The organism is Dactylosporangium vinaceum, assembly GCF_019904175.1.
Taxonomy (GTDB): Bacteria; Actinomycetota; Actinomycetes; order Mycobacteriales; family Micromonosporaceae; genus Dactylosporangium; species Dactylosporangium vinaceum.
Window position 1 is genome coordinate 1,343,481 of record NZ_CP061913.1, and the last position, 14,674, is coordinate 1,358,154.

The 14,674-nt window shown below is 70.9% G+C and carries 10 protein-coding genes; 6 read left to right on the top strand and 4 right to left on the bottom strand.

Annotation, left to right across the window (positions count from 1 at the left end; translation table 11 throughout):
* The first annotated feature begins 13 nt into the window (after nt 1-13).
* Together Dvina_RS05895 and Dvina_RS05900 are read left to right on the top strand one after the other, a co-directional pair.
* Nucleotides 14-1,414 carry an NDP-hexose 2,3-dehydratase family protein gene (locus Dvina_RS05895; protein WP_223101328.1) on the top strand — a complete coding sequence of 467 codons (1,401 nt, stop codon included), beginning with the start codon at nt 14-16 and terminating at the stop codon, nt 1,412-1,414.
* Nucleotides 1,415-1,540: 126 nt separating this feature from the next.
* A complete protein-coding gene (locus Dvina_RS05900; protein WP_223101329.1) occupies nt 1,541-2,992 on the top strand; it encodes a pectinesterase family protein in 1,452 nt (483 codons plus the stop codon).
* A gap of 55 nt (nt 2,993-3,047) precedes the next feature.
* On the opposite strand, the gene Dvina_RS05905 is transcribed toward Dvina_RS05900, so the two are convergent.
* Both Dvina_RS05905 and Dvina_RS05910 read right to left on the bottom strand, forming a co-directional pair.
* A complete protein-coding gene (locus Dvina_RS05905; protein ID WP_223101330.1) occupies nt 3,048-5,594 on the bottom strand; it encodes an ABC transporter permease in 2,547 nt (848 codons plus the stop codon).
* A 5-nt stretch (nt 5,595-5,599) separates the two neighbouring features.
* Nucleotides 5,600-6,397 carry an ABC transporter ATP-binding protein gene (locus Dvina_RS05910; RefSeq protein ID WP_223101331.1) on the bottom strand — a complete coding sequence of 266 codons (798 nt, stop codon included), beginning with the start codon at nt 6,395-6,397 and terminating at the stop codon, nt 5,600-5,602.
* 139 nt (nt 6,398-6,536) lie between these two features.
* Here Dvina_RS05910 and Dvina_RS05915 point away from each other — a divergent pair, with 139 nt between their 5' ends.
* From Dvina_RS05915 to Dvina_RS05925, 3 genes are all read left to right on the top strand, one after another.
* Nucleotides 6,537-7,739 carry a sensor histidine kinase gene (locus tag Dvina_RS05915; protein WP_223101332.1) on the top strand — a complete coding sequence of 401 codons (1,203 nt, stop codon included), beginning with the start codon at nt 6,537-6,539 and terminating at the stop codon, nt 7,737-7,739.
* On the top strand, nt 7,739-8,401 hold the full coding sequence (locus Dvina_RS05920) for a response regulator (protein WP_223101333.1): 663 nt from the start codon (nt 7,739-7,741) through the stop codon (nt 8,399-8,401). Before Dvina_RS05915 ends, Dvina_RS05920 begins: the two co-directional genes overlap by 1 nt.
* Before the next feature lie 198 nt (nt 8,402-8,599).
* The gene (locus Dvina_RS05925) at nt 8,600-9,376 is read left to right on the top strand and encodes an AfsR/SARP family transcriptional regulator (RefSeq protein ID WP_223101334.1); all 777 of its coding nucleotides are present in this window, start codon (nt 8,600-8,602) and stop codon (nt 9,374-9,376) included.
* Here Dvina_RS05925 and Dvina_RS05930 read toward each other — a convergent pair.
* Nucleotides 9,366-10,238 (bottom strand): metallophosphoesterase family protein, encoded by an 873-nt coding sequence (locus Dvina_RS05930; RefSeq protein ID WP_246656057.1) that lies wholly within the window; start codon nt 10,236-10,238, stop codon nt 9,366-9,368. The two genes, Dvina_RS05925 and Dvina_RS05930, sit on opposite strands and share 11 nt — an antisense overlap.
* Before the next feature lie 807 nt (nt 10,239-11,045).
* Between Dvina_RS05930 and Dvina_RS05935 the strand changes: the two genes are divergently transcribed.
* Nucleotides 11,046-13,640, top strand: coding sequence for an ATP-binding protein (locus tag Dvina_RS05935; RefSeq protein WP_223101336.1), 2,595 nt, complete (start codon nt 11,046-11,048; stop codon nt 13,638-13,640).
* Here the strand turns inward: Dvina_RS05935 and rfbB are convergent.
* The gene (gene rfbB / locus Dvina_RS05940; protein WP_223105356.1) at nt 13,629-14,618 is read right to left on the bottom strand and encodes a dTDP-glucose 4,6-dehydratase; all 990 of its coding nucleotides are present in this window, start codon (nt 14,616-14,618) and stop codon (nt 13,629-13,631) included. The genes Dvina_RS05935 and rfbB overlap by 12 nt on opposite strands.
* Between the last annotated feature and the right edge of the window lie 56 nt (nt 14,619-14,674).

Sequence of the window (14,674 nt, forward strand, 5' to 3'; positions counted from 1 at the left end):
CTCAGGAGGTCCCATGGTCACATCGGATGTGGCGGCCCGGTTCGCCCGGTCCGCCACCGAACGCGACACCGCTGTCCTGTCCACCGCCGAGTTCCACCGCTGGTGGGCCCGGCGCTGCGAGGTCGACCAGTTCCAGGTCACCCCCATCCCGTTCGCCGAGCTCGACGGCTGGCACTTCGAGGCGGCCAGCGGCAACCTCGCCCACGACAGCGGGCGGTTCTTCACCATCGAGGGCCTGCGCTGCCAGGGCGACGCCGGCCGGGAGTGGACGCAGCCCATCATCAACCAGCCGGAGATCGGCATCCTCGGCATCGTGGCCAAGGAGTTCGACGGCGTCCTGCACTTCCTCATGCAGGCCAAGATGGAGCCGGGCAACGTCAACCGGCTGCAGCTCTCCCCGACGGTCCAGGCCACCCGCAGCAACTACATGCGGGTGCACCAGGGCAGCCGGACCCGGTTCCTGGAGTACTTCCTGGAGGCCAAGCGCGGCCACGTGCTCGTCGACGTGCTGCAGTCCGAGCAGGGCGTGTACTTCTGGCGCAAGCGCAACCGCAACATGGTCGTCGAGGTCACCGAGGACGTCCCCGAGCACGAGGACTTCTGCTGGCTGACCCTGCACCAGCTGCTCGACCTGCTCAAGGTCGACAACCTGGTCAACATGGACGCGCGCACCGTCATGGCCTGCATGGCGCTGAGCTTCCCGCCCGACCGCCCGCCGGCCCCGACGCCGTTCCAGGAGGCGCTGCTGCGCTCCTACGACCCGGCGTACGGCGGGGTGCACACCCCTACCGAGATCATCAGCTGGTTCAACGAGCGCAAGGCCGTCTCCGACTGGCGCGCGCACCGCATCCCGCTGCGCGACGTGGCCCAGTGGGCCCGCACGGCCGACGAGATCGCCGACGCCGACCTGTCCCGGTTCCGCATCATGGCCGTGCGCGTCGGGGCCGGCAACCGCGAGGTCACCCGCTGGTCGCAGCCCCTGCTGGCACCCTGCCACGACGGTCTGGCGGCCTTCTTCACCCGCAATATCGGCGGTGTACTGCACCTGCTCGTCCAGTCGCGCTCGGAGCCCGGGCTCCTGGACATCATCGAGATGGGCCCCACCGTGAAGCTCCCGGCCGTCCAGGACGGCGGCGCCGATCGCGAGGGCCACAGCGTCCCCTTCGCCGCCGAGCTGGCCGCGATGGAGCCGGAGCGCATCCGGTTCAGCGCCCTGCTGTCGGAGGAGGGCGGCCGCTTCTACCACGCCCAGACCCGATACCAGATCATCGAACTCGATGAAAGTTTCCCGCTCGACGTGCCGCCGGCCTACTGCTGGCTGACGGTGCACCAGCTCATGGACCTCGTCCGCCACGGGCACTATCTCAACGTCGAGGCCCGCAGCCTGCTGGCCTGCCTGCACGCCGTGAGCTGAACGCGTTTCCCTGGGGAGCCGGTCCTGCCGACCGGCTCCCTTTTTCTGTAATTCGGGTGCTTCCCGGACATCTACCCGGAGACAGCCAGGTCCCCGACCCCTGGCGAATCTCAGGAAGGTGTTCCGATGTCCGTGCACCCCCGGCGATCGCTCGTCGCCCTCGTGGCCGCCGCCGTCCCTGTCGCCGTGCTCGCCGTCGCCTGGCCGTCCGAGGCGGCGACGACCCCCGTCTCCGGCGGCGTCTACACGCTCGCGTCCGGCGCGAGCGGCAAGTGCGTCGAGGTGGCCGGCGCCTCCACCGCCGGTAGCGCCCTGCTCGTGCAGCTCGCCTGCGACTCCGCCGCGACCGACCAGCAGTGGACCGCGAGGCAGCTCAGCTCCGGGCGGTTCCAGCTCGTCAACGGCAACAGCGCCAAGTGCATCGACGTGCCCAGTTCCTCGACCACGTCCGGCACCCGGCTCCAGCAGTACAGCTGCGGCGACAGCACCAAGAACAACCAGCTGTGGACGTTCGCCGCCTCCACCGCGACCACCGGGAAGTACCTGGTCAAGAGCGTCGCCAGCGGCCTGTGCATCAGCGACCGGGATGGGTCGACGGCGGGCAACAACCCGATCGTCGAGGAGACCTGCTCCGACATCGCCCGGATGCAGTGGTCGTTCAACTCCGTCACCGGCTCGACCACCGCGCCTTCCGGGAGTGCGGTCGTGGCCAAGGACGGCAGCGGGCAGTACTCGACGATCCAGGCGGCGGTCGACGCGGTGCCGGCCGGCAACACCACCCGGCGCGTCATCACCATCAAGGCCGGCACCTACCGGGAGAGCGTCGTCATCCCCGCGAACAAGCCGTACATCACCTTCCAGGGCCTCGGCTCGGGCCCGTCGAACACCGTCATCGTGAACGACAAGCCCGCGTCGACGGCCGGGACGACCGGCTCCGCGACGGTGTACGTGCAGTCCAGAGACTTCCAGGCGACGAACCTGACGTTCAGCAACGACTACGACGAGGCCGCCAACGGCTCGTCGCAGGCGCTCGCCCTCGCCCTCTACGGGGACCGGGCCGTCCTGAAGAACGTCCGGGTGACCGCCGACCAGGACACGCTGCTGATCTACAACAGCGCCCGGGCCTACGTCGCGAACTCCTACATCGAGGGCACCGTCGACTTCATCTACGGCAACGGCCAGGCCGTGTTCAACGCCTGCAGCATCTACGAGAAGCGCAGCACGGGCGGACCGCTCACCGCGGCCAACACGCCCTCGACGCAGACCTACGGCTTCCTCGTCTACAGGTCCACGATCACCGGCGCGACGAACAACACCACGCAGCTGGGCCGGCCGTGGGGTGCCGCCGCGCAGGTGACATACCGGGAGTCGTCCCTCTCGGCGACGATCGCGACGGCCCAGCCGTGGATCGACATGTCGAGCAACTCCTGGAAGAACGCGCGGTTCTACGAGTACCGCAACACCGGCGCGGGCGCGACGGTCAACGGCAACCGCAGGCAGCTCAGCGACGCCGAGGCGGCCAACTACACGCCGCAGAAGTACCTGGCCGGCTCCGACGGCTGGAACCCGATCGGCTGACGCGGTGGAGCCGGCCGGGATCGGGTCCCGGCCGGCTCCTGCGTGTCGTAGGGGGTCACTGCGTGGCGATCGCCCGCAGCACGTTCAGCCGGGCCGCGCGCCGGGCCGGCCAGAAGGCGGCCAGGACGCCGATCACCGCGCCGACGAGGACGTAGGCCAGGAGCCGCCCGACCGGGATCTCGAGGTGGTCGATGCCCGTCGAGCGCAGCGCCGACTGTACCGCGCACCCCGCCCCGACCCCGATGAGCAGCCCGAGGATCGAGCCGTACACCGCGATGACCACGGCCTCGTAGCGGATCATGCGGCGGACCTGGCGGCGCTGCATGCCCACCGCGCGGAGCAGGCCGATCTCCCGGGTGCGCTCGATCACGGCCAGGGCCAGCGTGTTGACGATGCCGATGGCCGCGATGACGACGGACAGCACGAGCAGGACGAGGACAAGCGACAGCACCAGGTCGATCGTGCTGCGGAAGCTGTCCTTCACGGCCTGCTTGTCGAACAGCTGCAGGGTCGGCCACTGCGCCAGTTTCGCCTCGATCGCGGCCCGCGTCGCGGCCGGGTCGGCACCGAGGTCGGTGATGATTGCCACCTGGTCGATCACGTCGCCGGCGTCGTGGGGGGCGTAGGCGGACCTGGAGACCACCAGGTGCGGTACCGCGTCCACGACCGTCTTCACGTCCGTGTAGATGCCCCCGACCCGCAACGTCACAGTGGTGCCGTCCTGGAACTGCGCGGTGACCGGTGAGCCGAGTGTCCAGCCGGCGTCGCGGGCCGTCGTGGCGTCGGCCAGGAACTCGTCGTCGCGCAGGCCGGAGCTGCCCTGGCCCACGGTCAGGCCGTAGAGCGCGACAACCGCCGCCGGGTCGGCCGCGACCACCGGGCGGACCGTGCCGCCCAGCTTGATCTGGCCGTTGCGGACGCCCACCGCGGTGTGCACACCGGGCACGCCGGCCACCGCATCGCGGACCGAGCCGCTGAAGGAGGTGGCGTTCGGCCCGGTGATCTGGAAGTCGGTGTGCACGGCGCTGTCCAGTTGGCGGTCGACCGAGGCGGCGGCTGACGCGCCGAGGACCGTCACCGCGCCGACCAGGGTGAGGCCGATCATCAGCGCGGAGGCGGTGGCCGCGGTGCGGCGCGGGTTGCGGCGGGCGTTCTCGCGGCTCAGGCGGCCGACAGTGCCGAACACCGTGGCGAGCGGCCAGCCGAGCACACCGGCCAGGGGGCGGGTGATGGCCGGGCTGAGCACGACGACGCCGGCGAAGCCGAGGACGACGCCGCCCGCGAGCTTCGCTAGGGGGGCCCCACCCAGGCGGAGCTCACCGGCGATGACGAGGGCGAGGCCGGCCGCGAGGAGCACCGAGCCGATGATGATCCGGACCCGCAGCGGGCGCTCGGTGCCGCCGGCCTCCTCGCGCAGCGCCGCGACCGGCGGGATGCGCGAGGCGCGGCGGGCCGGGACATACGCGGCGAGCAGGGTCACCGTGACGCCGATGACGAGCGGCACCCAGAGCGCCGTGGCCGGGATGACCAGGCCGTTGGCGGGCAGCTGCGGGCCGATCGCGCCGAGCAGGTCGCGCAGGCCGATCGCGAGCAGCACGCCGCCGCCGACGCCGAGCACCGAGCCGAGCACGCCGAAGACCGTTGCCTCGCCGAGGATCAGGCGGATCACCTGGCCCCGGTTGGCGCCGACCGCCCGCAGCAGGGCCATCTCGCGGATCCGCTGCGTCACGAGCATCGAGAACGTGTTGAAGATGATGAACGAGCTGACGAGGACCGCGATGAGGGCGAACGCCAGCAGGAACGTCTGCAGCAGGGTGATGACGTCCTTGACCGAGGCCGCGTCGTCGTCGATGGCCTGCTGGCCGGTGATGGCCTCCAGCCCCGCCGGGAGCCTGGTGGCGATCGCGTCGCGCAGCCGGGTCTGGGTGACCCCCGCCTTGGCGTGCACGTGGATCTCGCCGTAGGTGCCGGGCCGGTCGGTGAGCACCTTGCCGGCCGTGGCCGGGTCGAACGCCGTGATCGTGGTGCCGCCCACGGTGCCGCTCTGGCCGAATCGGAAGATGCCGGTCAGGGTGTACGTCTGCACGCCGTCCTTCGTCGCGACCTTGATCTGGTCGCCGACCTTGGCGTTCACCTTCTTCGCGCTGGCCGCGTCGATGGCCACCTCGCCCGCGGCGGCGGGTGCGTGGCCCTCGCTGAGGCGCATCTGCGTGAAGTCGCCGTCGTCGGTCCAGTCGTTGCCGACCTGGCTGGAGCCGATCGCCTTGCCGTCGCGGTCGAGGATGGCCGCGAAGCCCTGGACGGTGCCGTGCACCTTGTCGACCCCGTCGACGCCCTGCACGGTGTCCAGGACCGAGCCGGCGACCGGCTGCCCGAGCCCGACGTTGTTGCTGAGCTGGTCGCCGAACGCCTTCTGCGGGCGGACCACCACGTCGGTGCCGGCCCCGGACGCGGCGAAGACGCCGTTGATCGTCTGCTGGACGGTGGCCGCGAACATGAGCGTGCCGGCCACGAACGCCACGCCGAGGATGATGCCGAGCATCGTGAGCCCCAGGCGGAGCTTGTGCGCGGCCAGGCCGCGCCGGATCAGCTTGCCGATCACCGGTTTCACCCCTCCTGGGTGGTGGTGGGCTCGAAGTTCTGCATGCGCCGCAGGACCTTGTCCGCGCTCGGGTCGGCCATCCGGTCCACGATGTGGCCGTCGGCGAGGAACAGGACCTGGTCGGAGTAGCCCGCCGCGGCCGGGTCGTGGGTGACCATGACGACGGTCTGGCCGAGCTCGTGGACGCAGTCGCGCAGGAAGCGCAGGATCTCGGCGCCCGCGCGGGAGTCGAGGTTGCCGGTGGGCTCGTCGGCGAAGATGAGGTCGGGCCGGGCGACCAGGGCGCGGGCACACGCGACGCGCTGCTGCTGGCCGCCGGAGAGCTGGGCCGGGCGGTGGCCGAGGCGCTGGCGCAGGCCGACGGTGTCGATGACGCGGTCGAGCCACTCCGGGTCGGGCCGGCGCCCGGCGATCGCCATCGGCAGCGTGATGTTCTCCAGCGCGGTGAGCGTCGGCACCAGGTTGAACGACTGGAAGATGAAGCCCAGCCGGTCGCGGCGCAGCTTCGTCAGCCGGTTGTCGTTGAGCTTCGTCAGGTCGGCGTCGCCGATCCAGACGTGCCCGGCGGTGACCGAGTCGAGGCCCGACAGGCAGTGCAGCAGCGTCGACTTGCCGGAGCCGGACGGGCCCATCACCGCGGTGAAGCGGCCGGCCTCGAGCTCCACGCTGACGTCGTCGAGGGCGAACACCTTGGTGTCGCCGCTGCCGTACACCTTGGAGACGTGCTCCAGGCGGGCGGCCGCAGTGGTGCGGGTGGGGACGGCCAGGTCGGCCGCCGCGCTTGCGGGGATCGTCTCGGTCATGCCGTCAATTGAAGTCGCGGCCGGGGTCCGGCAGCAGCTGACAACGATGCTCCCGGACACCCACCAAAGTAGGTATCGCGTTGTGGAGCACCGACTTTGGTCGGGTCCGCATCGACGCGCGGCACCGTACTGTTGAGGCGTGACATTCACCTGGCGCCCTCGAGACATCGCCGCCGACATCGCGGTGGTCGCGCTGCCGGCCGTCCTGAGCGCCGGCGTCGCCCTCGACTCGGCGCTGCTGCGCCCGTATGGCGGCGCTGCCTTCGCGGCCCTCGTCGTGGTCGCCCTGAGCCTGCTGGCCCGGCGCCGGGCCCCGCTGGCCGTCGCCTGGGTCTCGGTGGTCGTGACCGTGATACCGGCCGTCGCGCCCGCTGCGCTCGTCAACGACGCCGCGCCCGCCAATCCGGTGCTGTGGTGGGCGCCGACGGTGCCGTTCGCGGCCTACAGCGTGCTCGCGTACGCCGACCGCCGCATCCACGCCTGGATCGCGGCGCTCGCCCTGGCCGCCGCCCCGCTGCTGTTCTCCGTGGCGGTCGGGGAGGGGTTCGGCATCGCCTACCGCACGGCCCTGTTCACCGGCGGCTTCGCGGTCTTCGGCATGTACGTCTACACCCGCCGCCGGCTGACACAGGGCCTGGTGGAGCGGGCCGAGCGGGCCGAGCGCGAGCGGCACCTGCTGGCCGAGCAGGCCCGGGCCGAGGAGCGGGCCCGGATGGCGGCCGAGATGCACGACGTCATCACCCACCGGGTGAGCCTCATGGTGGTCCAGGCGGGCGCGCTGAGCGTGGCGACCGCCGACGAGGCGACCCGGGCCGCCGCCGACGAGCTGCGCGCGATCGGGTGTCAGGCGCTCGAAGAGCTGCGGGATGCGGTACACCTGCTGCGGTCTGCGTCGGCAAAGCCCTCGGACACCGTCGCGGAGGCGTCGGCCGATCCGCCGGTGCCCGACCTGACGGCGCTCATCGCCGAGTCCGAGTCGGTCGGCATTCCGGTGGAGCTGGTCGAGGAGGGGCGGGCCGGGCTGGCCGCGCCAGTGGTGAGCCGGACCGCCTACCGGGTCGTCCAGGAGGCCCTGACCAACGTGCGCAAGCATGCGCCGGGGGCCACCGTGCGGCTCTCGGTCCGCTACGCTGCCCAGGGCGTGCGGCTGACCGTCCACAACTCACCGCGGACCCGGGAGGTCGACGACATGCTCACCGCGGCCGGCTCCGGCTCCGGTCTGCTGGGCCTGCGCGAGCGGGTCGAGCTCGTCAACGGCACCCTGCGGGCCGAGTCCGACGGAGAAGGCGGCTTCGTGGTCGAGGCCCAGCTGCCCACCTCGGGGCCGGCGGCGCAGCGCTGATGGCCCGGGCCACGATCCGGCTGCTGCTGGTGGACGACGAGCCCATGGTGTGCGCCCATCTGCGGACCATCTTCGGCACGGCCGGCGACATCGACGTGGTGGACGTCGCCCACGACGGCGCGGCGGCGGTCGAGGCCGTGGTCCGCCACCGGCCCGACGTGGTGCTGATGGACCTGCGCATGCCCGGTGTCGACGGGCTCACCGCGACCGAGCGGATCTGCACGTTCAAGCAGCCGCCGGTGGTCGTCGCGCTGACGACGTTCGACGCTGACGAATACGTGATCCGCGCGCTGCGGGCCGGCGCGGCCGGGTTCCTGCTCAAGTCGACCCCGCCCGAGGACCTCATCAACCTGGTCCGGGTCGCCGCCGACGGGCACACGGTGCTCTCCGCCGCGGCCACCCGGGGGCTGCTCGGCTCGGCGGGGGAGCGCCAGACCGGCAAGGACCGGCGGGTTGCGCTGGTGGCCGACCTGACCGACCGGGAGACCGAGGTGCTCGCCTGCCTCGGTGCGGGCCTGTCCAACGCCCAGATCGCCAAGCGCCTGCACCTGACCGAGACGACGGTCAAGGGGTACGTCTCCCGGATGCTCGTGAAGCTGCAGTGCGAGAACCGCACCCAGGCGGGCCTGCTGGCGTACGAGGCCGGGCTCATAGCCCGCTGATGACAGTCCGCTGATCACACTCCGCCGAAGCCCCTACTGCCTAGGGGTCGGGTCGCGCCCTCCACCGGTACCAGGTCAGGGGGTTCTTAAGGGTGTCCAGGACGTTTGGCCGGTCCGTAATGTTCGGCTCAGCCAAGGGAAGCCGATCGATCCACATCGCGACTTGGCGGCAATCTCGTCGATGAATGGGGGAGCGACATGAGGTACGAAATCCTGGGCCCGCTACGGGTCGTCGACGCCAAGGGTGTCACGACCATCAGCGCACCGAAGATCGAGGTCCTGCTCGCCGCGCTGCTCATCCGGGCCGACCACCTGGTCGCGGCCGAGCACCTGATCGGCGAGATCTGGGGCGACCAGCCGCCGCGGCGGGCCACCGCCGGCCTGCACGTGTACATCTCCGAGCTGCGCAAGTTCCTGACCCGCACGGACCGCCCGGAGGGCCGCATCCAGACCCGGCCGCCCGGCTACGTGCTGGAGCTGCGCGGCGACCAGACCGACGTGCAGGAGTTCCTGAGCCTTGTCGACGAGGGCCGCAGCCGGCTGCGTGAGCACCGCCTCGACGAGGCGATGGCGGCGCTGGAGCGGGCGCTCGGGCTGTGGCGCGGCGCGCCGCTCGGCGACCTGCTGAAGGGCCCCTCGGTGGAGGCGTTCGCGACCTGGCTCAGCGAGGTCCGCATGGAGGCCACCGAGCTGCTCATGGACGCGCAGCTGCAGCTGGGCATGCACCGGCAGCTGGTGAGCCGGCTGTTCCTGCTCACCGCGGAGCACCCGCTGCGGGAGAGCTTCTACAAGCAGCTGATGCTCGCCCTCTACCGCTCCGACCGGACCGCTGACGCGCTCAAGGTGTTCCAGACCGCCCGCCGGACCCTGCACGCCGAGCTCGGCCTGGAGCCGTGCCGGGCGCTGCAGGAGGTCCAGCGGGCGATCCTGACCGCGGACGACCGCGTCCTCCGCGATCTCGTCGTCACTGAATAGCGTCAGGCCGCGGCTGCTCGCAGTGCGGCCGAATCTCGCGGGGCATCGGCAGCGTGCCCCGCTGGCGCCACTCGCGCGGATACCCCACGGAGACCTCCTCGAACGGCACGCCGTCGTGCCAGGAGAGCCGGGGGATGTGCAGGTGGCCGTAGACGACCGCGGCCGCGTTGAAGCGCCTGTGCCAGTCGGCCGTGCGCTCCGTGCCGCACCACTGGGCGAACTCGGGGTAGCGCAGCGCCCGGGTGGGCTCCCGCACCAGCGGATAGTGGTTGATGAGCACCTTGGGCAGCGCCGGGTCGGCCGCCGCGAGCCGATGCTCGGTGAGCCGGACCCGCTCCTGGCACCACGCCTCGCGGCCCGGGTACGGGTCCGGGTGCAGCAGGACCTCGTCGGTGCAGACCACGCCGGTGCGGTAGGCGTAGGCCAGCGACTCCTCCTTGTCCCGGGTGCCGGGCGCCCGGAACGTGTAGTCGTAGAGCAGGAACATCGGGACCACCTCGACCGGGCCGTCCGGCCCCGGCCAGATCTCGTAGGGGTCCTCCGGCGTCACCACGCCGGCGTCGCGGCACATGCGCACGAGGCGGCGGTACCGCTCCTCGCCGCGCAGCTGGATCGGGTCATCGGGGTCGGTCCACAGCTCGTGGTTCCCGGGCGTCCAGACGACCTTGGCGAACCGTCGCCGCAGCCATGTGAGCGCCCACTCGACGTCCGTGTAACGCTCGGCGACGTCGCCCGCGACGATCAGCCAGTCATCGGCCGAGCGGGCGCGCAGCCCCTCGACCAGCTCACGGTTTTCGCGGAACGAGATGTGCAGGTCGCTGATCGCGAACAGCCCCGGCCCGCGTGGCTCTGGGTTGTGCACGGCACTGCCTCCGTTGATCCTGGTTCGGGTCGGGTATGTGGACCCCTGCAGCGAACCAGTGCGCCCTGAAGCCGCAACAAGGCCGCGGCAAGTTGCCCGGTTGCGGGCAGCGGCGTCCGGTTTCCGGCGTTTGCCGGGGCATGACCAGGGTCGCGGGCGCTCGAAAATTTCTCGGATATAAATGAGCGTCATTGTTCTTATTTGTTGCCGGGGACCACTTTTCCCGTTTCTTGCACGAATTCAACAGGCGGCATTACGACAGTTCAAGATGTCCTGTTCGCGGAGTTTATGGGGCTTCGCTACGATCACCGAGCATCGCTGCTATGTACATCGCCGGTGCGGAATGTTGTGTAACAACTGTGCGAACATCGGGCTGCTGGAAGGTGCCGTCACAGGCCCTCTTTCGGCAACCTCCGAGCGGATTCCCAGGTCCCGGCGGTGTGACGCGCGAAAGACCGCGGCGGATTGTCCGCTTTCAGGGGTAGTAGATCCTCGCGAATGCCATCGAATCCGGCAGGACCGTCCAGGGTGCAGAAGGCAACGTTACTGTTGCGTTCTTGAGGAGAAGTTGAGGATTCGACGCCACCTGAGCCCTAATACCGCACTTGGGAATGCCTCTTGTGTGCCACTAGGCGTTTTGGCAAACTCGTAGCCGCGCTGAGAGCAAGTGTTTCGATCTAGTTAAATGTCTCCTGTTCCGGTGATACGGTCACCTCGCCGTTGCGATCCGGGCTGTCGTGCGGGGTGGGCCACCGCGCGACGACAGGAAACTTCGAGCGCGGCGTAAGGCAACGGGGAGGCGACGCAATGTCGCTTGTGGAGCGCGACGCGGAACTGGAAATCTTCGAGGAGGCCCTTGCTGCGTGTAGTGCGGGCACCGGTGCCGCACTCCTGGTCAGCGGGCCCGTAGGGGTCGGCAAGACGGAGCTGTTGCAGGCGTTCGCCCGCCGGGCGACGGACGCCGGCGCAACGGTGCTGTGGGCGACGGCCTCGCACGCCGAGCGGTCGATGGCGCTCGCGCTGCTGGGGCAGTTGCTGTCCAGCGCGCGCCTGCCGGCCGAGCACAACGACCGGCTGAGCCGGTTGGTCAACGCCGGCGCGTCGACGCCGGGCAGCGAGGGCGGCCAGGCACTGCCGGCCGCGTTCCTGCGCGACCTCACCACGATGCTGCTGGAGCTGGCCGAGCGCACGCCGGTGCTGCTGGCCGTCGACGACGCCCACGTGGCCGACGAGGCGTCGCTCAACTGCCTGCTGTACCTCTTACGGCGTTCGGCCCGCAGCCGGCTGCTGGTGGTGCTCAACGAGGCCGTCCAGCCGCGCCGGCCCGTGCACGGGTTCCTGGCCGACCTGATCAGCCAGCCCCACGTCCGCCAGATCTGGCTGCGCCCGCTGTCGACCTGCGGCGTCGCCCAGGTGCTGGAGGACCAGCTCGACATCGGCGAGGACGCCTCGCTCACCCACGCGTTCCACCACATCAGCGGCGGCAGCCCGATGCTGCTGGCCGCCCTCGTGCGCGAGCACCGCGCGGCCGAGACGTCGAAGCCCGAGGCGCCGGTCGTCGGCGACCTGTTCGCCCAGGCCGTTCTCACCTGCCTGCACCGCAGCGACCCGGGCGTGCTGGAGCTGGCCCGGGTCCTCGCGGTGCTCGACGAGCCGGCCACCCCGCAGCTGCTGGCCAGCCTGCTCGACGTCGACACCGCCGCCGTGCAGCGGGCCCTGGACACGGCGGGCGAGGCCGGCCTGCTCGACGGCGTCCGGTTCCGCCACCCCCGGGCCGCCCGCGCGGTCCTGGACGGGCTGACCACCGAGGACCGGACCGCGATCCACGTCCGGGCGGCCTCGCTGCTCTACCGCAGCGGCGCTCCCGCCATGGCCGTGGCCCGCCAGGCCATCGCCGGGCACTACACCGGCGACCCGTGGTCGTCATCGGTCCTGCGGGCCGCCGCCGATCACGCCCTGGAGCGCAACGACACGGCGCTGGCCCTCGACTGCCTGCACCTGGCCGAGCGCGGTGCGGCCGACGAGGGCGAGCTGCTGCGGATCAAGTCGGCGATGCTGCGGGTCCAGTGGCGCATCGACCCGGCCAACTCCGAGCGCCTGGTCGACGACCTCCTCGACGGCGTGCGCCGCGGCGTCCTGCCGATCCGCCAGTCGCTGCAGGTCGCCAGCTCACTGCTGTGGTACGGCCGCACCGAGGAGGCGGTCGAGGTACTCGACCGCATCGACGAGGACGCCGCGGCGAGCCCGGCCGGCGCCGGCCTGACGATGTACGGCAGCCGCTCGTTTCTGGCCCTGACCTGCCCCGGCCTGCTGGACCACAGCACTGTCCAGAAGCCACCGCCGCCGCGGGCCGCCCTGCTCGGCGCGGCCGCCTCCCCGTTCACCGCGGAGATCGCCGAGATCGCGGCCGGGCTGTTCAACCCGGCCAAGGCCGACGAGGCGACGAGCGCGGCCGAGCGCCTGCTGCAGGTCCTGCGGCTCGACGACGAGACGGTCGGGGTGCTGATCATGGCCCTCGGCATCCTCATCACCGCCGAGAGCTACGAGATCGCCGCCGCGCGCTGCGACGCGCTGCTGGCCTATGCGGGCGAGCGTGGCGTACCCACCTGGACCGCCATCTTCTCCGCCCTTCGCGGCGCGATAAGCCTGCGCTGCGGTGACCTGGCCGAGGCGGAGCGCCTGGCCCGCACGGCGCTGCGGCTGCTGCCTCCGCGCAGCTTCGGCATCTTCATCGGGATGCCCCTGTCGGTGCTCGTCTTCTGCGCCACCCGTGCCGGGCGCTATGAGGAGGCGATCGAGTATCTGGGCGTCCAGGTGCCCAACACGCTGTTCCAGACGACGTTCGGCCTGCACTACCTGCGCGCCCGCGGCCACCTGTATCTCGCCGTCGGCAACCACCGCACGGCCGTCGCCGACTTCGAGACCTGCCGCGACCTCATGCAGCGCTGGAGCCTGGACGTGCCCGGCCTGGTGCCGTGGCGCATCGACCTGGCCGAGGCCTACCTGGCCGCCGGTGACCCGGACCGGGCTCGCGAGCTGGCCCAGGACCAGATCGAGCGGCTCGGCCCGCAGAACCGCCGCACCCTGGCCCACTCGGTCCGTGTCCTGGCCGCCTGCACCCCCGCCGGCGAGGCCGTCGACCTCCTGGGCCGCCCGGCCGAGTTCACCGCACCCCTGCCCGAAGCCACTGAGCCAGCACTGGTGGGAGACGACGACGTGGAGGAGCTGAGTGAGGCCGAGCGCAGGGTCGCGATCCTGGCCGCGGCCGGCCACACCAATCGCCAGATAGCGCTGCAACTGCACGTCACCGCGAGCACTGTCGAGCAGCACCTGACGCGGGTGTACCGCAAGCTCCGCGTCAGCCGCCGCTCCGACCTGCCGTCCTCGCTGTCAGCGCCCTAGCTCGCGGTAGCGCCGCTCGGTGGCCTCCTTGCGGGGCTTCCACCACCACTCGTTCTCCCGGTACCACGCGATCGTCGCGGCGAGCCCGGCCCGGAAGTCCGCATACTGCGGCACCCAGCCCAGCTCGCCGCGGATCTTCGTGGTGTCGTTGGAGTACCGCAGGTCGTGCCCGGGCCGGTCGGCGACGTGCTCGAAGTCGTCGGCGCCCCGGCCCATCAGCTCCAGCAGCAGCCGCATGATCTCCAGGTTGCCGCGCTCGTCGCCGGAGCCGATGAGGTACGTCTCCCCGATCCGCCCCTTCGCCAGGATGAGGTGCACCGCCGCGTTGTGGTCGTCGACGTGCGTCCACTCCCGCACGTTGCGCCCTTCGCCGTAGAGCTTCGGCATCGCCCCGACGAGCACGTTGGTGATCTGCCGCGGGATGAACTTCTCGACGTGCTGATACGGCCCGTAGTTGTTGGCGCAGTTCGAGATGGTCGCCGCCACGCCGTAGGAGCGGGCCCAGGCCCGCACCAGCATGTCCGAGCCCGCCTTGGTGGCCGAGTAGGGGCTGGAGGGGTCGTAAGGGGTCTCCTCAAGGAACTGCTCGGTGCTGTCGATCGGCAGGTCGCCGAACACCTCGTCGGTCGAGATGTGGTGGAACCGCTTCCCGTGCCGGCGGACGGCCTCCAGCAGCGTGAACGTCCCCATGAGGTTGGTCCGCACGAACGGTGCCGGGTCGTGCAGCGAGTTGTCGACGTGCGACTCGGCGGCGAAGTGCACGACGACATCGGTGCCGGCGACCTCGCGCTCGACCAGGTCGGCGTCGCAGATGTCCCCGTGGACGAACCGGACCAGGTCCCGCACCGGCGCCAGGGACGCCTCGTCCCCGGCGTAGGTGAGCGCATCGAGGACCGTGATTTCGAACTCGGGGTGCCGCTGGGTCGTGTAGTGGACGAAGTTCGCCCCGATGAACCCGGCACCACCGGTAACAAGCATCCGCGTCATAAGCGTCTAACTTAGCCATGTCAGCTTAGGTGATGCTCTATTTGTAA